This window comes from Lipingzhangella rawalii, from assembly GCF_031628175.1.
GTDB lineage: Bacteria > Actinomycetota > Actinomycetes > Streptosporangiales > Streptosporangiaceae > Lipingzhangella_A > Lipingzhangella_A rawalii.
In genome coordinates this window covers 537,300-556,548 of the sequence record NZ_JAVLVT010000005.1, presented here as the reverse complement: position 1 = coordinate 556,548, position 19,249 = coordinate 537,300, and the positions used below count along the sequence as shown (strand labels likewise).

At 68.7% G+C, this 19,249-nt stretch carries 16 protein-coding genes; 9 read left to right on the top strand and 7 right to left on the bottom strand.

Annotated features, from left to right (window positions below):
• Positions 1-130 precede the first annotated feature (130 nt).
• Positions 131-541, top strand: coding sequence for a PGPGW domain-containing protein (locus RIF23_RS13450; protein WP_310912834.1), 411 nt, complete (start codon positions 131-133; stop codon positions 539-541).
• Positions 542-618: 77 nt separating this feature from the next.
• On the opposite strand, the gene RIF23_RS13445 is transcribed toward RIF23_RS13450, so the two are convergent.
• Together RIF23_RS13445 and RIF23_RS13440 are read right to left on the bottom strand one after the other, a co-directional pair.
• Positions 619-3,441, bottom strand: coding sequence for a tetratricopeptide repeat protein (locus RIF23_RS13445; protein ID WP_310912833.1), 2,823 nt, complete (start codon positions 3,439-3,441; stop codon positions 619-621).
• Positions 3,442-3,638: 197 nt separating this feature from the next.
• Complete coding sequence (locus tag RIF23_RS13440) at positions 3,639-4,991, bottom strand: replication-associated recombination protein A (RefSeq protein WP_310912832.1); 1,353 nt, start codon at positions 4,989-4,991, stop codon at positions 3,639-3,641.
• Positions 4,992-5,136: 145 nt separating this feature from the next.
• Between RIF23_RS13440 and RIF23_RS13435 the strand changes: the two genes are divergently transcribed.
• Positions 5,137-6,846: a serine/threonine-protein kinase gene (locus tag RIF23_RS13435; RefSeq protein ID WP_310912831.1), complete on the top strand. Its 1,710-nt coding sequence runs from the start codon at positions 5,137-5,139 to the stop codon at positions 6,844-6,846.
• Between the two features lie 60 nt (positions 6,847-6,906).
• Here the strand turns inward: RIF23_RS13435 and RIF23_RS13430 are convergent, their stop codons facing one another.
• Positions 6,907-8,637: a SpoIIE family protein phosphatase gene (locus RIF23_RS13430; protein WP_310912957.1), complete on the bottom strand. Its 1,731-nt coding sequence runs from the start codon at positions 8,635-8,637 to the stop codon at positions 6,907-6,909.
• A gap of 708 nt (positions 8,638-9,345) precedes the next feature.
• The gene (locus RIF23_RS13425) at positions 9,346-10,107 is read right to left on the bottom strand and encodes an SIR2 family NAD-dependent protein deacylase (RefSeq protein ID WP_310912830.1); all 762 of its coding nucleotides are present in this window, start codon (positions 10,105-10,107) and stop codon (positions 9,346-9,348) included.
• 132 nt (positions 10,108-10,239) lie between these two features.
• On the opposite strand from RIF23_RS13425, the gene pip reads away from it, so the two are divergent.
• Both pip and RIF23_RS13415 read left to right on the top strand, forming a co-directional pair.
• The gene (gene pip, locus RIF23_RS13420) at positions 10,240-11,208 is read left to right on the top strand and encodes a prolyl aminopeptidase (RefSeq protein ID WP_310912829.1); all 969 of its coding nucleotides are present in this window, start codon (positions 10,240-10,242) and stop codon (positions 11,206-11,208) included.
• Between the two features lie 130 nt (positions 11,209-11,338).
• Positions 11,339-13,801 (top strand): HelD family protein, encoded by a 2,463-nt coding sequence (locus tag RIF23_RS13415; protein ID WP_310912828.1) that lies wholly within the window; start codon positions 11,339-11,341, stop codon positions 13,799-13,801.
• 86 nt (positions 13,802-13,887) lie between these two features.
• On the opposite strand, the gene RIF23_RS13410 is transcribed toward RIF23_RS13415, so the two are convergent.
• From RIF23_RS13410 to RIF23_RS13400, 3 genes are read right to left on the bottom strand one after another with little or no spacing between them, the layout of a single operon-like run.
• The gene (locus tag RIF23_RS13410) at positions 13,888-14,139 is read right to left on the bottom strand and encodes a DUF397 domain-containing protein (RefSeq protein WP_310912827.1); all 252 of its coding nucleotides are present in this window, start codon (positions 14,137-14,139) and stop codon (positions 13,888-13,890) included.
• 21 nt (positions 14,140-14,160) lie between these two features.
• A complete protein-coding gene (locus RIF23_RS13405) occupies positions 14,161-14,373 on the bottom strand; it encodes a DUF397 domain-containing protein (protein WP_310912826.1) in 213 nt (70 codons plus the stop codon).
• Complete coding sequence (locus tag RIF23_RS13400) at positions 14,370-15,230, bottom strand: helix-turn-helix domain-containing protein (RefSeq protein WP_310912825.1); 861 nt, start codon at positions 15,228-15,230, stop codon at positions 14,370-14,372. Before RIF23_RS13400 ends, RIF23_RS13405 begins: the two co-directional genes overlap by 4 nt.
• 215 nt (positions 15,231-15,445) lie before the next feature.
• Here RIF23_RS13400 and RIF23_RS13395 point away from each other — a divergent pair, with 215 nt between their 5' ends.
• From RIF23_RS13395 to RIF23_RS13375, 5 genes are all read left to right on the top strand, one after another.
• On the top strand, positions 15,446-15,814 hold the full coding sequence (locus RIF23_RS13395) for a hypothetical protein (protein WP_310912824.1): 369 nt from the start codon (positions 15,446-15,448) through the stop codon (positions 15,812-15,814).
• A gap of 219 nt (positions 15,815-16,033) precedes the next feature.
• On the top strand, positions 16,034-16,756 hold the full coding sequence (locus RIF23_RS13390; RefSeq protein WP_310912823.1) for a CDP-alcohol phosphatidyltransferase family protein: 723 nt from the start codon (positions 16,034-16,036) through the stop codon (positions 16,754-16,756).
• Between the two features lie 89 nt (positions 16,757-16,845).
• On the top strand, positions 16,846-17,487 hold the full coding sequence (ribA, locus tag RIF23_RS13385; RefSeq protein ID WP_310912822.1) for a GTP cyclohydrolase II: 642 nt from the start codon (positions 16,846-16,848) through the stop codon (positions 17,485-17,487).
• The gene (locus RIF23_RS13380; protein WP_310912821.1) at positions 17,484-18,263 is read left to right on the top strand and encodes a creatininase family protein; all 780 of its coding nucleotides are present in this window, start codon (positions 17,484-17,486) and stop codon (positions 18,261-18,263) included. Before ribA ends, RIF23_RS13380 begins: the two co-directional genes overlap by 4 nt.
• Positions 18,253-19,245, top strand: a complete 993-nt coding sequence (locus RIF23_RS13375) for a zinc-dependent alcohol dehydrogenase (RefSeq protein WP_310912820.1) — start codon at positions 18,253-18,255, stop codon at positions 19,243-19,245. The genes RIF23_RS13380 and RIF23_RS13375 overlap by 11 nt, the downstream gene beginning before the upstream one ends.
• Positions 19,246-19,249 lie beyond the last annotated feature (4 nt).

Sequence of the window (19,249 nt, the reverse complement as noted above, 5' to 3'; positions counted from 1 at the left end):
ACCGGGGCCACTGCGGATGGATCTGTGCCGATGCTATCGGGACTCGGGGCTGTTCGCCGCCGCGATGTTGTGTCGCGGCTATACGCTCCCCGTGTTCGGGAGGTTCGGCCTGGTGGGTATGGTGAAGGCCATGGCACCGAGCCCACCCGCTGGCCAGGACAGGCACGAACGCTCGGGAGCCGAGCGCCGGCACCGACGCTGGCGGCGACTGCGCGCGCGAAGCCGGCTGTGGCGGCTCCGGATGCGCTCCCACCCGGTACTGCTGTGGACATGGCGGATCGGTGTGACGATCGTCGGGGGTTTTCTGCTGCTCGCCGGGGCGGTGATGTGGTTTACGCCGGGGCCGGGCTGGGCCGCCGTGATTCTCGGTCTTGCGGTGCTGGCCAGTGAGTTCGGTTGGGCACGCTCGCTGCTGGGGCGGGCACGCCGGTATCTCCAGCAGCTGCGGGAGTTTTCTCGGCGCCGGCAGCGAAGCACAGCCGCAGCCGCGGAGACGAGTGACGAGCAGTCCTCAACTGGGACCTCGAGTGGGACACAGTAAGCGGTGCCCGACGGGCGTGTGACGCAGCCCGCTGCCCCACGTGCCCGGAACATTCCGGATGGCCGCACCGGCGTGCGTCAATCGCCCGCTGTTTCACGTCCTACACACGGGCCGGAGATCCTCATAGGCAGGATCCCCACACGGGGGCACGGGGGGCATCCCCCCGAAAAACAACTACGGCCCGCGCGGAAGGTGGCTCTGGCCACCGACCAGCACGGGCCGGGGTCCTGGGTATGGGTGGGCCATGACTGTGGAATCACCTGTCGCAGTTGCCGCAGGCTCTCCTCCGCACGTTCCGCACCCGCGTGGTCCCCGACAGCGGCGTACCCTCGGCGGGCGTCTTCCATAGCGGCGATCGCCTCGTCCCTGCGCCCCAGGTGGTGCAGCGCGAGCCCCCGGCCGTGTGCGGCCACGGCACGGTGCGGTTCTTCCCGCTCAACGGACAGGTGGGCCAGCGCGACCTCGTGTGCGGCCAGGGCCTCGGGGTACTGGTGGGCGGTGAGCAACACCGACCCCAGACGGTTACTGCATGCCGCCACCGCGGGAGAATCCCCCAGTTCGCGGAACAGGTGTTGGGCCCGTTGGTAGGCCGAGATCGCCGTGTCGTAATGCCCCAGACGGGAGCAGACGTAGCCCAGACGATCCTGGGCGGCCGCTTCCCGACCTGCCTCCCCCAGCTCGGCGAACAGGGTGCAGGCACGCCTGTGAGCCTGCATCGCCCGTTCGAAATACTCCATGGACGTATAGACCCGCCCCAGCCGGTCTCGCGTCACTGCCTCCCGATAGCCCGCACCGGCGGTGCGGTAGTGGGTGCAGGTCTCCTCCAACACGGTGGCGGCGTCAGCGGCAGACGCGCCGCGCCACAGCGCGGTCCCGAGCCGCTCCCCTACCGCGGACTCGTTCGTGGCATCCCCCAGCGTTCGGTACAGCTCTCGGGCCCGCCTGAGGTGGTCCACAGCGGCCCCTGCACTGCCACAGCGCAGTAGGGCTGTGCCCAGGCGGTCCCGGGCACCGGCTTCGTTGGCCGGCCGATCCAGCTCGGCGAACAGGTCGCTGGCCTCCCGGTGTGCCGTAACCGCCTCGGGGGTGCGCTGGGCTCGGGTCAGGGCAACACCGAGACGATCGGCACAGGCGGCCTGCCGAAACCGTTCCCCCCGCTCCTGGTAGAGCTCCCGGGAACGTTCCAGTTCTTCCGCGGCCCGTTCGGCTTCCTTGGTACGAAGGAGGGCCGCCCCGAGCCGTTCCCGGGACCACGCCTCCTGTGTGGGCAGGTCCAGCTCACCCAGAAGCGCACACGCCCGCTCATAGGCGGTGATGGCCTCGGACGTCCGGCTGGCACGTGCGAGGGCGGCGGCGTAGTGATTGAGGGCGGTGGCCACGTCCCGCGGCTCACCGGCAGCCACCGCGCTGCTGCTGGCGATCTCTGCGATCGTGACCCAGTCCTCCACATAGCGGTTGTCGTCGAGGAAGCGGGCCAGGTGTCCGGGAAGCTGGACAGCTACGTCGGTGTGCCCCGTGTCCCGCGCGCGCAGGGTGGCCGCTACCAGGGTGCGTCGCTCCGCGGCGAGCCATGCCCGCGCCTCCTCGGCGTGTTGGGCGGTGGTCTCCGGAGCGTCCGTCGGTGCTGCGCCCATGCCCGCTGGACCGCCCCCGGATGCCGAACGAACGGCTGCCTCCCGCGCGGCCCGGGTGTAGTAACGCAACAGGCGACCCTCCGCCTGCGCCCACCGACGGTCACTGACCCCACCGAGCTGGGTACGGGCGAAGGAACGCACCCGGGGGTGCATGGTTAACCATCCGGACTGCTGCGGTTGGACGAGATGCAGCCGGGCCAGTTCTCGCAACAGCGGCAGGATCTCTCCATGCGAACGGCCGTCCAGGGCGGCGACGGCGCGGGTGGAGATCGCTACACCTGGCGCGCGAGCGATCATATGCAGCGCTTCGGCCTGGTCCGCCGCTAGTCGGGCACAGGCAGCGCTGAGGCAGGCCCGCAGCTCCGGCTCGCGAGCCGGCCACGACCTGTCGCTCCCTGTCAGGACACAGTCCCGATGAACGTGGGAATCGGCTGTCGGGTCACTGTCCAGGGTGGGAGCCACGGCAGCGGCTGGCACGGTCGTTTCCTCCCACGCGGCCACACGCTCGGCCAGTTCATCCGCGATGTCCGCGGGGCCGGTACCGGTCTCTACCTCCAGCAACGCCGCGGCGATGCGTACAGCCAACGGGCTGCCTCCGCACGCCTGGGCCAGGGCACGCCGCCCCGCCGAATCGGTAGCGATCCGGACGTCATCGGTTCCCGCGATCCGAAGGGCAGCCTGTAACACCCGTTCCCGGTCCTCGACCGAGAGCGGATCCAGGTAGTGCTGACGTACCCGGGCCGTCGGCGTCCCGGGGACGGGGCCAGATGCGGAGGCCAGCAAACAGTTACCTCCAGGCCCGGGAAGCAGGTTGCCGAGCTGCTCCACATCAGTCAACTGATCGACGACCACGAGCACGGGTTGGCCCAGGTCCGCCGCAACCCCCAGCTCGGTCCGGTAGAGGCCGAACCGTTCGGCCAGGCTGGTTCCGATGTGGGCGGGTGGCACATCCAGCGCGCGTAGGACGGCGTCCAACAACCGGGCGGGTTCCACCCTCGTGGGTCCGGTGGCATCCACGTAGACGGCGCGGTGGTACCAGCCCCGGCGTAGGGCTTCGTGCCCGGCGGCGAGTAGGAGCGAACTGGTTCCCATCCCCGGGGGAGCACATACGAGTCCCCCCTCCGTCTGTGTCTGGTGCGGCCCAGGGGCCAGCGCGGCCAACACAGCGTCGAGTTCGTCGCCGCGTCCGGCAAGTCCGGCCGGACGCTCGGGCAGTTCCCGGAGCGCCACCGGTGTCGCCACGTAGTCGTGATTCCCTGCGTCCACGCGTATTGCCACTCCTCGGGCCGTCGTCCTCGGGCGGAACCACGCCTCAGGACGGGGCGTTGCCCCGACAGATTGGACCTTAGACCATACGTCGCCGGCCGTGGGTCACGGTGCGCGAGAGCGGTTGTGTTTCCGCCGCTGCCGCCCCGTCCCCAGTCGAGCCGAGTGCCGTGTTCCCGGACCGGCGGAGTGCCGCACTATTCTGCGTCCGGTTGCCCTTCGCCACGCAGGATGCGTTTGATCCGCGCGGACACCTCGGCGTAACGACGCTCGGCCCCGTGGCTGGTGGGCTGGTAGTAGTCCCGCCCGGCGATCTCTTCGGGGGCATGCCGCTGCGGGGCTACACCGCCGGGATAGTCGTGGGCATAGGCATATCCGGCGCCGTGTCCGAGGTCACGTGCTCCGGAGTAGTGGGCGTCGCGCAGATGGGGTGGAACCGGCCCAAGGTGACCGGAGCGCACGTCGGACGTGGCGGCGTCTATCGCGGTGATCACCGAGTTGGATTTGGGGGCAAGCGCGATGTGGATCACTGCCTGCGCCAGGTTAATGCGAGCTTCGGGAAGGCCGATCAACTCCACCGCCTGGGCAGCGGCCATCGCGACCTGTAGTGCGTTGGGATCCGCCATGCCCACGTCCTCGCTCGCGTGCACGACGATTCGTCGAGCGATGAAGCGTGGATCTTCGCCTGCCTCGATCATACGGGCCAGATAGTGCAGTGCGGCATCCACGTCGCTGCCGCGCATACTCTTGATGAAAGCGCTGACCACGTCATAGTGCTGGTCGCCGGACCGGTCGTAACGTACGGCCGCTCGGTCGGCCGCCCGTTCCACATCCCGCAGGGTGATGGTGCTGACCGTAGTGTCCTGTGCCGGTGCGGCGACCAGCGCGGCCGCCTCCAGGTAGGTCAGGGCGCGTCGAGCATCGCCCCCCGCGAGCCGCAACAGCTGCTGCGTGGCCTCTTCGGCGAGGTCGAACCCTCCGTCCAGCCCCCGTTCTTCGGTAAGGGCACGGGTGAGCAGCTGGCGGATATCCGTCTCGTTGAGCGGTTCCAGGGTCAGGAGGAGCGAACGGGACAACAACGGACTGACCACGGAGAAAAACGGGTTCTCTGTGGTCGCCCCGATAAAGCTGACCCACCGGTTCTCGACCGCGGGCAGCAGGGCGTCCTGCTGGGTCTTGTTGAAACGGTGGACCTCGTCCACAAAGAGCAGCGTGCGGGTTCCGCGCATCCCCATATCGCGACGGGCCGTCTCGATCACGGCCCGCACGTCCTTCACTCCGGCGCTGACGGCCGACAGCTCCACGAACTTGCGCTGGGTGACGTGGCTAACGACCGAAGCCAGGGTGGTCTTCCCGGTTCCCGGAGGTCCCCACAGGAACACCGACATTGGGGCGTCGTCCTCGACCAGTCTCCGCAGCGGAGAACCGGCCGCCAGAAGATGCTCCTGACCGGCGACCTCGTCCAGGGTCCGTGGCCGCATCCGGACAGCAAGCGGCTCTTGGGCGCGTTGGGCCTCGGCACCGGCGTCATCGAACAGTGTTTCGGACACGGTTCCCACTCTAGGCGGCGTATCCGGTCGCAGGGAGCTGCCGATGGATGTGCGTACGGCAGCTGCAACCTCGGGCTCACGGGGCAGTGCCGTCGTTATGATTGGGAGGACACCAGCCTCCTGCCCCCAGGGAGATGTCCGCACCGTGGAACAGCTTCGTGACAGCGACCCGACCCAGCTGGGCAACTACCGGCTTCTCGGTCGCCTCGGTGCCGGTGGAATGGGCCAGGTCTACCTTGGCCAGTCGCCTGGAAACCGCATGGTGGCGGTGAAGACGATCCATCGTCAGTACGCCGCGGACCCGGACTTCCGCACCCGGTTCGCCCGGGAGGTGAGTGCCGCACGTAAGGTCAGCGGCGCCTTCACCGCCCCGGTTCTGGATGCCGACGCGGATGCGGACCTGCCCTGGCTGGCCACCGCCTATATTCCGGCACCAACCCTGGAAGCAGCGGTCAGTGAGAACGAGCCCCTACCAGAGACCACCACCCGGGTGCTGGGTGCCGGCCTGGCCGAAGCGCTGCTCGATATCCACCGACAGGGTCTGACCCACCGGGATCTCAAGCCGGCGAACGTCCTCCTCTCGGAGGACGGACCTCGGGTACTCGACTTCGGGATCGCCCGTAGTGCGGACGCAACCAGCCTGACCATGACCAACCAGGCGATCGGCACGATCGGCTACATGTCCCCGGAACAGTTGGAGGGGCGTGAGGTCGGACCCGCGAGCGACATGTTCTCCCTCGGCGCCGTTCTGGCATTCGCGTCGGGAGGTCGGACCGCCTTCCCAACTGGAGGTTCCCTGGCATCTGTGGTGCGCCAGGTCTGTGACGGTGAACCCGATCTGACGGGTGTTCCGGAGCCACTCCAGGAGACGGTGGCCGCCTGCCTCCAGAAAGACCCACGGCAACGTCCCACGCCCAGCGACCTGTTGGGGCTGACCCAGGGCCTTCCTGTCCAACAGGCCTGGCTTCCCCGGCGGGTGACCCAGATGTTGCAGCAGCGGACCACACCCCTCCAGTCCCCTGGCGAGACCCTGACCTACACCGAGGCGGCGCCCGAACCGGGCCCGCGTTCCGAACCTCCGGCCGGGGCCGGCTCGACGATGCGGCAACCATCCGCTCCGGAGGTGGAGCGTTCCCCGCAGTCTCGGCCACCCGCATCCGACGCCCGAGACCCGGGCACGGCTCCCCCGAGCCCGGCCAGCCCACCACCCCTGGGGAGCGGCCCGTCCCACCTGGCACCCCCCTCAGCCTCGCCCCAGCCGCCAGCACCCCCGACACCGAGCCAACCTCCGGCGCCACCACCAGCCAGTCCCCCCGTGTCGCCCCAGCCTGCCCAGCGTCCCCGTCCCCACAATCAGGCCGGTGCAGCGCCCCCGTCCAATGCTCCGGCCTCTGCAAGCGCCGGTCCGCCACCAGACCCGGACCTCCAGCGACTGGAACGGGAGCTGAACAGCCACAACCTGCATCCTCCGCAGGTGCCAACGCCAGCTCCCGAGGCACAGCCGTCGAATGATGTGGGGTTCTTCGGAACCATGTTCGGCATCATCATCATGGGCGCCGTACCCGTGGTCCAGCTGCCTGTCGGCTGGATCTGTTCGGCCGGGTGGGCTTGGCTCACCCAGTCCACCAGCTGGCTGTCCAACTGGTACTACCCCGGTTTCTTCACCCTGGACGGATTCGGACACGCCCTACTGCTGGGCTACTTCCTGGTGAACGTCATCCTCGGAGGGATGACGTTCCTGGGTAGTCTGCTCTCGGTAGGATCCAACAAGGCCGATGACTGGGGTGCCGCCGTCGGTGCGGCGATCATCGCCGTGGGGACCCTCGTCATTCTGATGTCCCTCGGGTTCTTCTGAGGCCGGGCCGTTCCTCACGTATGCCGTGCACCTGCACCGGCCGCGGCGCGAATCACCACCTCACTGGTCCCCGATTCCGCAGATGTGCCGGTCCCACATGCGGGCGACCAGCAGGGCGATGTCGTCGCCTCTCCCGGCCGGGGTGAGTTCCACCAGCCGACTCGCGGTCTCCTCCACGTTGGTCTGCTGCGAAATCAGGGCCTGGCCCACCTGGGCAAGCCCTTCGTCCATCGGTACGGAGGTGCTCTCGAGCAGGCCATCCGAGCACATCAGCAGGGTCTGGCCGGGGTCCAGGAGGCGTTCGGAGACCGGATAGGTGCTGTCCGGGTCGACGCCCACAGGCGGCCCGGTTGCGGGCTGCCAGATCTCGTAGTCCGCTTCGGATGCGACCACCAGTGGTGGCTGCCCCGCCCACGCGGCACGCATCCGCCCCGTGTCCAGTTCCAGCACGAGGTAGCCACAGGTGGAGAAGGACACGTCCTCGTCCACCCCTTCGGCGAACATCCGATTGGTTTCGGCGAGGACCTCACCGGGATCAAACCGGTTCTTGGCATAGGCGCGGAAGGCGATCCGCACCTGTCCCATCGCCGCCGCGGCCTCGACCCCATGCCCCTGAACATCGCCGACGACCAAACCAACCCGGTTTTCCGAGAGTTGGATTGCGTCATAGAAGTCGCCGCACACGCGTGACCCCTGCCTGGCGGGCAGGTAGCGCACAGCCAGGTCCAGCCCGGACAGCTGGGGTGGCTTTCCGGGCAGCATGCGTTGCTGCACGGCGTCGGCAAGCTCCAGTTGTGCCGCCTGGGCACGGACACGCTGTAGGGCCTGACCCGCGAGTCCCGCCAGGGTCAGCATGAGGGCGCGCTCGTCGGGCGGCGTGGAGCGGGCCTCGTTCCAGGCCACCTGCCAGACACCGATGGCCGACCGCCCGTCACCGAAGATCGGAACGGTCGCCCACGCCTGCGAACGTACGTGGGGCAGCAGTTCCCGAACGGCTGGAAAGCGCTCCACCACCTCGGCGCGATTGTCGTAGAAGCGGGGTTGGCTGTCCCGGATCACCGCCCCCATGGGAAACGAGGTATCCGCCGCGTCGCGTCCCGCGATGCGTGCGAAGGGAGGATGGTCGGCCTCGCTCGCGGGATAGGGCACCAGCGCCCCGTCCTCCACGAGCATCACCGCCGAGGAGGCGCCGGAGAAGATGGGCAGGAAATCGTGGGTCAGCAGCCCGGTGATCTCGTCGACGGTCGTCGCAGAGACCAGTTTGGCTGCCAATTCGTTCACTCGGCGCGCCTGGGCGGCCTCGATCCGGCGACGATCAGCGAGTCGCCGTACCAGCTGGGTGTGCTCGGTGACATCATCGACCAGGCCGACCAGCCGCGGACGTCCCGCGTCCAGGTATCGCGCCCGGGCGTGGAGCCAGCGCTCGTCACCGTAGCGGTCCACCATCCGGAAACGTTGCTCGAAGTCGGCACCACCGGCGGAAGAATCCACGGCTTCCCGAAGCCGATCCCGGTCATCGGTGTGCACCCGGGTCAGAACTTCCGGAAGATCGAGCTGCTCACCGCACAGGGTCTGCCACAACTTCGAGGGACCGAACAGTTCGCTGAGGGTTCGCGTGGACAGGTCTATCGTCCACAATGCAGTCACACCGCTCGCGGTTCGCAGTTCGGCCAAGGCGCGTAGGGCACGCACATCTTCGGCTGCGTTTGCCATACCCGGATCGGTGGACGCCGCAACAGTGGCATCAGCGGCGTCACCAGCCTCAGCGAACCCGCCAATCGCACCAGACATACCATTCACGCCAATTCATCCCTGTTTGCGATGGATGTCGGACCACCTACGCCACCGGCGGCGCCCGAAAGCACCCGATCCGGCCAATTCTAGCGACAGAAACCCCTGTTTGCGCAGTTGGCAGACGGCGTACGAAGACTCGAAGAACCAGCACATCCCGACTGGGTAGGCCGTCACCCCACCTGGCGCGTCCCGGACACGCCGGACCGTCCACGTGCGACGCCAGTTGGGCCGATCTACTCCCGCCGGATCAATCCGGAAGTAGCTCCCGCCACGGGCGGCTCAGGGCCACTCTATGTCATACCACCGATGAGAGCGAAAACCGTGCCCATTTCCCGAATCGCGGTGCGCGAGCGCCGGAGAATCCTACCCCACGAGCATCGACTTCCCCCGTGCCAGCGAATCCAAACGACCGATCCCGGCCACCGACATTCGGACAAATCGGACTTATTATTGCCCTATGAACCGAGCATGCCGACATTCTGCGCCACGGAGCTGTCACCCGGTGATCCAGAACTGGACCTGCCGCCTGTGTGGGTACAGCAACCCCGACGACGAGGACATCTGCTGTCTGCGCTGCGCCGCCCCCAAAGAATGATCCGCTGTCGCTGAGCGTCGCACCGTGACGGCACAACCACCGAGCCCGCGGACACGAGGCAGCGCGGCACATCGAGTCTGGATCCGCACGTGTCCGCTCTGACGCGGGGGTCAGTCCGGCGGTGTGGCTTCCGCGGAGACGAGCTGCGGCACGATCGTGCCGATCGGTCCGCGCACGACGGCCGCGGCCACGGCGTCATAGGGTGTCTCCTGGCCGTTCACGATCACCAGTCGGGCTCCCGACTCCAGCGCGACCTCACAGAGGCCCGCAACCGGCTGCACCGACAGCGAGGTTCCCACCGCCAGGAACAATTCGCACTGCTGGGCGGCCGCCACCGCCTCGTCCATGACCTCGGGACGCAGACGCTGCCCGAACGAGATCGTGTCCGACTTCTGGATTCCGCCGCAGTCCACACACGCCGGGTCGGGCTCGGTATCCAGGCGTGCCAACACCTCGACCGCCGGCCGACGCCGCTCGCAGCTCAGACACACCACCCGGTGCATGGTGCCGTGCACCTCCACCACGTGCTCGCTACCGGCCCGTTGGTGCAGCCCGTCAATGTTCTGGGTGACGATCGCCCGAAGCTGTCCCCGCAGCTCGACCTCCCGCAGGGCCCGGTGGGCGGCGTTGGGTTCGGCACTCCACGCCGGATTCTCCCGACGCAGCTGCCACACCTGACGCCGCGCCTCGGGATCAGCGACATAGCGGTCGATCTCAAACAGGGACGCCACGTTCGGATCCGTGGTCCACAATCCCTGCGGTCCACGAAAATCCGGGATTCCGGACTCGGTGGACAGCCCCGCTCCGGTGAGAACGGTGATCTCATTCGCCTCGGCGACCCACTGCGCGACACGGGTGACCTCTGCATCCATCGACCCCAGCCTAGGCAACCACATCCGGCATCCGTGCACCGCCCCACTCCCCCACACGGGGCCGGGATCGACGGGCAGCCCTACTAGACTTCCGGCACCAATCCGCGCTTCGGGAGCAGAGAAACCACAGCTATGACACCGACACATTCGGGGTATCCACAAACCGAGCCGCATACGCAGGGAATGCTCGACGTCGGGGATGACAATCTCGTGTACTTCGACGTGTCTGGCAACCCTTCCGGAAAGCCCGTAGTGCTTCTGCACGGCGGCCCCGGAGCTGGTGCTGTCCCCGGCCTGCGGCGATTCTTCGATCCCTCCGTCTACCGCATTGTCTCGATGGACCAACGGGGGTGTGGCCGCAGCCGCCCACACGCCAGCCGTCCGGACACCCCCTTGGACACGAACACCACTCACCATCTGATCGCGGATCTGGAGCTTGTGCGTCGCCATCTCGGCATCGAACGCTGGCAGGTATTCGGAGGCTCCTGGGGGTGCACCCTGGGTCTGGCCTATGCCCAGCGATTTCCCACGCGTGTCACGGAGCTGGTGCTTCTCGCAGTGACCACGACGCGTCGCGCGGAGATCGACTGGCTCACCCGCGACCTGGGGCGTCTCCTCCCCGAACAGTGGCAGCGGTTCAATTGCGGAGTGCCCGTCGACGAACGCTGCGGCGACCTGGCCGCAGCCTACGCCCGGCTCCTGGACCATCCCGATGCGGCGGTACGGGACCGTGCCGCGCGTCACTGGTGTGCCTGGGAGGACGCCGTGGTGATGATCACTCCGGGAGTCGACCCCGACCCCAGGTTCAACGACCCCGAGTATCGGATGGCCTTTGCCCGACTCGTCACGCATTACTTCAGCCACGGGGCCTGGCTGACGGAGGGGGAGCTGCTGCACGAGGCGCACCGGCTGGCGGGAATCCCTGGGGTGCTGGTCCACGGACGACTGGACCTGAGCGCTCCCCTGGACACGGCATGGCAGTTGGCTTCGGCCTGGCCGGACGGCGAGTTGGTGGTGGTGGAGAATGCGGGGCACAGTTCCGGGCACTCGGGAATGGCCGAAGCGGTGATCCGGGCGACTGACCGGTTCGCGGCCCACTGAACAGCTGGATGGCCAACTGGCCCGGCCGGGGTTCGCACTCGATGCTCCCGCTGGGCTGGGCATGCTAAGCTAGCCCACCCGCCTGAAAAATGGACACAAAATCCCATTCAACTGGGAGTTTACTCTGGACATGGACCGCAGTCAACGCCACCCCGACACCGCTGACCGGACCGCCCCAGAATCTGCCCGTGACCACTCGATCCGCGCCGAACAAGCCGTCCTCGACACCCACTACGCCCGACTGGACGCGGCTCGCAGCGAGACTCGCGCCGCACTCGACCAGATCCGGGCTCGCGGCGCCAACGGCAGCTACGCCAACCTCATGGAACGGGAGGCGGGTGCCGAGGAACAGGCCCGCTCGCTGGCCCGACTGAACAGCGTGGAGGATGGGCTGTGCTTCGGCCGGATCGACCCCACTTCCCGGGACGCGGATCCGCTGTACATCGGACGTATCGGTCTGCGCGACGCCGACCACGAGGTACTGCTCGTCGACTGGCGCGCCCCGGCAGCCCAACCGTTCTACGCCGCCACACCCCAGGCCCCGCGAGGGCTGGCCCGCCGCCGCCACCTCCACACCCGTGGTCGCGGCGTAACCGGTATCGACGACGAGGTCTTCGACCTGGACCGGCTGGACGCCACCGAACAGTCCGGGCTGGTCGGGGAGGCGGCCCTGTTGGCGCGGCTTCGGGAGGGCCGCACCGGCCGGATGCAGGACATCGTGGCCACCATCCAGGGTGAGCAGGACCAGGTGATCCGCTCCGCGCTCGCGGGGGTGCTCGTGGTACAGGGTGGCCCCGGGACCGGAAAGACCGTGGCCGCGCTCCATCGAACCGCCTACCTGCTCTACACCCACCGCCGCACCCTGGAACGCCGCGGGGTGCTGATCGTGGGGCCCAACCCCACCTTCCTGCGCTACATCGGGCAGGTACTGCCCGCGCTGGGTGAGACCGACGTCGTGTTCACCACCGTCGGCGGGCTGTATCCGGGGGTTCACACCGAGCACACGGATGTCCCCGAGGTCGCCGCCGTCAAGGGGTCGGTGCGCATGGCCGGTCTGCTCGCGGCCGCCGTGCGCCAGCGCCAGCACATCCCGGACGGCGACCTGCACGTCGCAGCGGGCGGCATGGAGCTGCGCGTCGCCCAGGAGGATTATGCGGAGCTGGTCGAGCGGATCCGGGACAAAGAACTCCCCCACAACGCGGCTCGCGGTCACGTCGTCGCGGAGGTGCTGACCGCGCTGGCCCAGGACCAGCAGCGTCAGCTGGAGGACACCCTGCGGGAGGCCGAGGAGGACGCCGGACTGGACGCTCAGACCGGCGCCGCACCGGAACTGGAGGACCCGAACGCCGAGCTGTGGAGCGAAGAGGATCTCGCCTCGGCCCGCGAGACCCTGTGGACCGACCCGGCCGTGCGGTCGACACTGGACGAACTGTGGCCGGCACTCACCCCACAACAGCTACTCACCGAGCTGTTTTCCGATCCGGGCCGGCTGCTGGCCGCGGTCGCGGAGTCCCGCCGGTTCCCCGCAGACGGGGTACTCACCGACCACGAGTGGCCACTGCTGCTGCGGGAGGCCGAGGCCTCATGGACGGTCGACGATGTTCCGCTGCTGGACGAGGCGGCCGAACTGTTGGGCGAGGACGGATCCCAGCAGCGTGCCCGGGACCAGGCCGAGGAGCAGCGCCGCCGGGAGGCGGAGCGCTACGCCCAAGGGGTCCTGGAGTTCACCGGGCTGTTCGAGGCCGGCATGCTGGACGCGGCGACGCTGGCGGAACGCCACCGCGACGACGGCCCGTCGGTCTCCACCGCCGAGCGGGCCGCGCAGGATCGCAGCTGGGCCTACGGGCACGTGATCGTGGACGAGGCCCAGGAACTGTCCGCGATGGCCTGGCGCACGGTCATGCGGCGTAACCCGGCACGCTCGCTGACCGTGGTCGGGGACACCGCGCAGACCGGCAGCGCGGCCGGGGCAACGAGCTGGACGGAAATGCTGGGACCCTACGCGGAGGGGCGCTTGCAGGAGCAGCACCTGCTGGTGAACTACCGCACCCCGGTCGAGATCATGCGCCTGGCCGCGGACATCCTGGCCGCGGTCGCCCCGGAGCAGCGACCCCCCGAGTCAGTGCGGGAGAGCGGGGAGGAGCCCCGCGCGGTCCGCGTCGCGCCCGGGGACTGGTCGCGACAGTTGACCAAGGTGGTGGACGGCGAGCTCACGGCGATCGGCGCCGAGCAAGCGGACACGGGCCACGAGGCGGCCCCGAGCTCGGATCCCAGCGCTACTGCGGCCGGAGGGCGGGTGGCGGTACTCGTGCCGGACCACCGGCATACCGAGTTCGCCGCGCTGCTGCCCCGGGCCGCCGCGAACACCACCCCGGAGGTGCTGGACGCGCCACTCGCGGTGCTCACCTGCACCCAGGCCAAGGGGCTGGAGTTCGACGCGGTGGTGCTGGTGGCCCCGGACGAGATCCTGGAGCAGTCCCCGCGCGGCGGGCGGGACCTGTACGTCGCGGCAACCCGGGCCACGCGCCGGCTGACCGTGCTGCACGAGGCACCGCTGCCGCCGATGCTGGCCGCACTGCACGGCACAGCCTGAGAACAGGCCGTGTGCCGGCCCCGGCCCGCCGGGTCCCACGCGGCCCGGCGGGCCACCGTGCCGGGGCGGCCGGTGGCCTAGCCGCCCTACAGTGACTCGGTCTTGACCGCGCGCAGGAACGCGGCCCACTCGCCGTGCGGCACCGCCAGATACCCCCGCTCACGCTGGGTAGAGTCCCGCACCGCCACCCGCGGCGCATCCAGAACCCGCCCGGCCTCCACACACTGCCCGCCGCCGTTCACGCTGTAGCTGCTGACATGCCAGGCGGCCTCCACACACTCACCGCCGCCGTTCATGCTGTAGGTACTCTTCTGCCAGGTGTTGGGGGAAAGGGCCATGACCCGTCACCTCCGGGAGACTCACATCTGCTCGGTCTTGACCGCGCGCAGGAACGCGGCCCACTCGCCATGCGGCACCGCCAAATACCCCCGCTCACGCTGGGTGGAGTCCCGCACCGCCACCCGCGGCGCATCCAGAACCCGCCCGGCCTCCACACACTCGCCGCGGCCGTTCACGCTGTAGCTACTGACATGCCAGGCGACGCGGGGGCTGGTCGCCTTCTGCTCGCTCATTGGTAGTCCTCTGCCAGGTCGTGGAGAAACGCCGCGCTGTCCGCGGGCGCCCTACTGCTGCTCTGCAACCGATCGTATACGCGGCGCAGGTGATCCACATCTCCCCGCTCCAGGTAGATTCCGCCACCAGAGGACTCAATGTGCGCCACCGTGTCGAAGGGCTCCTCCAGCCCGATCAGGGTGAACGCGCCCTCCGGGCTGGCGTGCGGCCCGACCGCGAACGGCAGCACCCGGATATCGGCCGGTCCGGAGTGCGCCAGCTCGGCGAGCCGGCGCAATTGCGCGGCCATCACGCTCCGGCTGCCCACCGGGCGACGCAGCGCCGCCTCGTCCAGCACCACGGACAGCCCCGGTGGACTCTCCCGCTCCAGGACCTGCTGGCGGCCCATCCGCAGCTCCACCCAGCGCTGCACCTGCTCGCGGCTTGCACCTTCGTTGGTCTCGTGGATCAGCGCGCGGGCGTAGTCGGCGGTTTGCAGCAGCCCGGGCACGGTCAGCGCGGCGAAGATGTCCAGCCGCACCGCCCGCCCCTCCAGCCACACATAGTCGATGGTGCTGCCCCAGACCCCGTCGCGGGTGTAGCTCTCCCACCAGCCGGTCTGCCAGGCCTCGGTGCACAGCTGCACCAACAGCTCGCGCTGGGCGGCGTCGTCCACCCCGTAGAGGTCCATCAGCGCGGTGAGGTCCCCGCGCCGGATCGGGAAGGTGCCCAGCTCGAACCGGCTGACCGAGGACAGGTCCTTCTGCAAGTACTCCCCGGCCTCCTTGAGCGTGACGTGGCTGTCCTCGCGCAGCTGGCGCAGGATCTGCCCCAGCCACTGCGCCCGGAGTGTGACACGTCGTCCTGGTTTGGTCATCCTTGAACCAATCAGACTATTGAGAATTCGCACTTGCAGTAAGTCTATGCGCCATGTCACACTCACGGAAAGTGATGGTCAAGATTTCGTCAGCCGGGAGCCGGCTCCGTCGGGATCAGCCCGATTCCACAGCGACAGCGACCACCGCCCGGGGCGGAGGCTGAGGTGACGCTCCCGTCTCGCCCCGGGCGGTGTCCTCGAAAGGAGAACGGTCCATGGGTGCCACGACCCACACCCCGCCCAGCCCCAGTATCGCCCAAGCCTGGCAGGAGGTCGACACCTCCATTGACGAGGAGTCCCCGGAGCTCCTCTCCGCAGACCAGCTCGACCGCTACGTGGACACCGTGGTCGAGCTGCTGTCCGCCGCCGGGTTGAGTCTGACCAAACGGGATACCGGCCCCGAGGAGGCCGAACTGGAGATCACCAACCCGCACCTGCCCTACGCCAGCACCCTGGAGCTGTTCCTGCGCAACGACCGCAGCGCGGAATGGCGCCTGGAACTCGGCGACGACCTCCTGGAGAACACCCCCGCACAGGCGATGGCCACCCTACTGACCAGCCTGCTCAGCGAGCACCGAACGTAGCGGTGCGGCCGGCAGCGGCACGGTTCCGTTGCCGGCCCGACTTCCCTCCGCTTGCCACGCCCAGCCCGAGCAATCCCGACACGACACAGGTGAACTCCCGGGTCCCCGCCTACGTGTGTGTTACGAAAGGGCGAGGTCAGGACGGAACGGACACCACGGCCCCGGCTGTGGGGACACTCCCCCGTCCGACCTGCCACACAACCGCAGGGCGGGTGGATCATGGCGCTGACTGTTCGGGACTGTATCGTCGTCGTGGCCGGCCTACCGGCACTATTGGCGGGCGTCTGGGGCACGGTCGGTCTCGGCCCCGTGGGCTGGCTCTGTGGACTGGCCTACGGCGTGGTGTTGTTCACTCTGCTGTTCGGCCGGCCGACAGCGGGCCGTCGACTCGGCCCGGCCGACCGGATCACCCTGGCGCGAGCGCTGCTGGTCGGCGGGGTTACCGCGCTGGTGATGGACCGCCTTGGCGATGCGGCCCCACCCGAGTTGCTGGTTCCCCTCGCCGGCGTGGCCCTGCTGTTGGATGCGGTAGACGGTCCGGTGGCCCGCCACACCAGCACGACCTCCGCTACCGGGGCCCGGTTCGACATGGAAGTGGACGCGTTTCTGCTCCTGGTGCTCAGCTTGCACGCCGCGGCGATGCTGGGGCCATGGGTCCTGGCCATCGGCCTGATGCGCTACGCCTTCGTGGCCGCGGGGTGGTTCCTACCCGTGCTGCGCGCACCACTGCCCTTCAGCCGTGCCCGTCAGTGGGTGGCAGCCACCCAGGGAATCGTACTGGTGGCCACGGGCACAGCTGTCCTGCCCGTGGCCACTGCGGCTGCCCTCGTCGCTGGAGCACTGGCGCTGCTGATGTGGTCCTTCGGGCGGGACGTGGCATGGCTGCTGGGCCGCTCCCGATGTTTGGGCCACCCCCAGCCCACCACTGTGGGATACGTTTAGGCGAAGGCAGGGAAATGCATGGTAATTACCGCCATTCCCGAAATGGCACGGCCGAGCCGGTTTCCGCCAGTGGCGAGAAGGGGAGGCAGATGCACGGCCAAGGTATTGACAGCGGCGATCTCGCAGAGTCCGATCTGGTAACCGGATATGGCACCTTCCGCGCGGTGGCGTTCCGGAACGGCCCCGGCAGCGACGAGCATCTGGCACTGGTCCTCGGAGACACCGACGGCCACGACGGGATCCTGGTACGGGTGCACTCCGAGTGCGTCACCGGAGATATATTCGGAGCCCGACGGTGCGAATGCGGTGACCAGCTGCATGCGGCTCTGGGGGACATATCCCGGGAAGGGCGAGGAGTTCTCGTCTATCTGCGCGGGCACGAGGGGCGCGGGATCGGTCTGCTCGCCAAGATCCGCACCCATGTTCTCCAGGACGAGCATGGGATGGACACGGTGGACTCCGCGACCCGGCTGGGGTTTCCCGTGGACACCCGTGACTACACTCCGGCCGCGCGGATCCTCACCCATCTGGGAATTCGCTCGGTGCGGCTGCTGTCCAACAATCCGGAAAAGGGGCAGGCCCTGCGCTCCCACGGTGTCCACGTGGCCGCACGGGTCCCCTTGCTCATCCCCGCGACCACCGACAACGTGCGCTACCTGACCGCCAAACGCGACCGGCTTGGCCACGACCTCCCCCAGCTCAACGGGGCGGCCCACAGGAGCCGGCCGTGAGCACTCCGGAACCCATGCCGCCACACTGGCGCACACTGACCACCACCGAGGTCCACCACCAGAATGCGGATGTCGCCGTCCTTCCCGTTGGGAGCTTCGAACAGCACGGGCCATACCTGCCCCTGGCAACCGACACCCTCGTAGCCAGCAGCATCGCCGAGCGGCTCGCCCACAGTTACCAGCTACGGCCACTGCCACCGCTGCCGCTGTCCTGCTCCCAGGAACACGCGCAGTGGCCAGGAACAGTGAGCCTCACCTCGACCACCCTGACCGCTCTGATTCGGGACGTGGCCAGGTCCCTCCAGCACGATGGCGTATCCCGACTGGCCGTGATCAACGGCCACGGCGGCAACCACGTGCTCATCAACGCCGTCCAGGAAGCCGCCGGCCCGGGCCGGCGCCTAGCCCTGTTCCCCGACCTCGCCGACTGGCAGGAGGCACGCGAACAGGCCGGGCTGGAGAGCTCCCTACTCAGCGATATGCACGCCGGCGAGGCCGAGGTGTCTCTGCTGCTGTACACCCATCCGCACCTGGTGCGTGCGGGATACACCACCAGCGACCGCCGCGCCGACGACCGCCGCCACCTGCCCACCCTGGGGATGGCGGCCTACACCGACAACGGCGTCATCGGCCATCCATCCCGGGCTAGCGCCGACAAGGGAGCGGCACTGTTGGAGGGGCTGGTCGCGGCCTTCGGCCGTCACCTGGCCGCGCTGCGCACCGGAGCCCACCCGCAGGACACGAACCAGCACCGAGGGGTCGACGATGCCCACTGAAGCCGAGGCGCTATGGCTGCGCGCCGTGGGGGACGTCGACATCCGCCCAGTGACGGTGCCGGATCCGGGTCCCGACGAGGTCCTGATCCGGACCCGCTTCTCCGCAGTGAGCCGGGGCACCGAGGCCCTGGTGCTGCGTGGTGGGGTGCCCCCGGAACAGCGGGAGTCGATGCGTGCACCCTTCCAGGAAGGTGCGTTTCCGGCTCCCGTCAAGTACGGCTATCTCAACGTGGGGGTGGTTGAGCAGGGGCCGGCTGCGTGGACGGGCACCACCGTCTTCTGCCTCTACCCCCATCAGACGCACTACGTGGTGCCTACCTCCGCGGTGGTGCCGGTTCCCAGCGGCGTTCCAGACCAGCGGGCCGTACTCGCCGGAACTGTCGAGACCGCGGTCAACGCACTGTGGGACGCGGCGCCGCGGATCGGGGACCGCATCACGGTGCTGGGAGCCGGCATGGTGGGCTGCGCCGTAGCGCGGCTGTGCGCGGGCATTCCGGGTGTTGAGGTCCAGCTGGTGGATGTCGAGTCGGAACGCGCGGGCGTGGCGGCGCACCTCGGAGCCGACTTCGCTACCCCGCCAGAGGCGGCTGGCGAACGCGATCTCGTGGTGCACTGTAGCGCCACCGAGGAGGGGCTGGCCCACGCGCTGGAGCTAGCCGGATTCGAAGCAACGGTGCTGGAGCTCAGCTGGTACGGAGACCAGGCGGTGCGTGTTCCCCTGGGTGCCGGATTCCACTCCCGACGCCTGACCCTGCGCAGCAGCCAGGTCGGAACCGTCTCCCCTGCCCGACAGGCGCGGCGCAGCTCGCGCCAACGGATGGAACTCGCATTGGAGCTGCTGCGCGATCCGACGTTCGACGCACTGGTCACAAGCGAAGGAAGCTTTGCGGAGCTACCGCGCACACTGCCACGGTTGGCCCGGGAACGCCCTCCCGGTTTGGCCCATCGCGTCACCTACGCCGCCGACACCATGCCGAGGTGAGCTC

Coding starts and splice junctions, on each gene's coding strand:
- RIF23_RS13450 (WP_310912834.1), top strand. CDS start 131: ATGGCACCGAGCCCACCCGCTGGCCAGGACAGGCACGAACGCTCGGGA.
- RIF23_RS13430 (WP_310912957.1), bottom strand. CDS start 8,637: ATGTCTGGTGCGATTGGCGGGTTCGCTGAGGCTGGTGACGCCGCTGAT.
- RIF23_RS13425 (WP_310912830.1), bottom strand. CDS start 10,107: ATGGATGCAGAGGTCACCCGTGTCGCGCAGTGGGTCGCCGAGGCGAAT.
- pip (WP_310912829.1), top strand. CDS start 10,240: ATGACACCGACACATTCGGGGTATCCACAAACCGAGCCGCATACGCAG.
- RIF23_RS13415 (WP_310912828.1), top strand. CDS start 11,339: ATGGACCGCAGTCAACGCCACCCCGACACCGCTGACCGGACCGCCCCA.
- RIF23_RS13410 (WP_310912827.1), bottom strand. CDS start 14,139: ATGGCCCTTTCCCCCAACACCTGGCAGAAGAGTACCTACAGCATGAAC.
- RIF23_RS13405 (WP_310912826.1), bottom strand. CDS start 14,373: ATGAGCGAGCAGAAGGCGACCAGCCCCCGCGTCGCCTGGCATGTCAGT.
- RIF23_RS13400 (WP_310912825.1), bottom strand. CDS start 15,230: ATGACCAAACCAGGACGACGTGTCACACTCCGGGCGCAGTGGCTGGGG.
- RIF23_RS13395 (WP_310912824.1), top strand. CDS start 15,446: ATGGGTGCCACGACCCACACCCCGCCCAGCCCCAGTATCGCCCAAGCC.
- RIF23_RS13390 (WP_310912823.1), top strand. CDS start 16,034: ATGGCGCTGACTGTTCGGGACTGTATCGTCGTCGTGGCCGGCCTACCG.
- ribA (WP_310912822.1), top strand. CDS start 16,846: ATGCACGGCCAAGGTATTGACAGCGGCGATCTCGCAGAGTCCGATCTG.
- RIF23_RS13375 (WP_310912820.1), top strand. CDS start 18,253: ATGCCCACTGAAGCCGAGGCGCTATGGCTGCGCGCCGTGGGGGACGTC.